Source organism: Pseudomonas sp. IT-232MI5 (genome assembly GCF_949767845.1).
Taxonomy (GTDB): domain Bacteria; phylum Pseudomonadota; class Gammaproteobacteria; order Pseudomonadales; family Pseudomonadaceae; genus Aquipseudomonas.
On the sequence record NZ_CATKQE010000053.1, the window covers coordinates 1 to 210 of the forward strand.

General features: G+C 63.3%; 1 protein-coding gene. It reads right to left on the reverse strand.

Features of this window, described 5'->3' with window-relative positions; translation table 11 throughout:
• Nucleotides 1–210: immunoglobulin-like domain-containing protein (locus ACM6JQ_RS20860; protein WP_414894617.1), on the reverse strand; the 210-nt coding region annotated here is incomplete at both ends.

Sequence of the window (210 nt, forward strand, 5' to 3'; positions counted from 1 at the left end):
TCGAAGTTGCCGCCGGTGGCGTCCTTGATGGTCACTTCGACTTTGCCGGCGTCTTTGTAAGCGTCATCGGCTGGCGCAGGAACGGTCACGGTGCCAGTGGTTTTGCCGGCCTCGATGGTGATCACCGAGCCGTTGCTCAGGGTCACGGTGACAGGCGAACCGGCGGCGTTGGTCAGGGTCGCGGTGTAAGTGATCTGGCCGCCTTCAGCC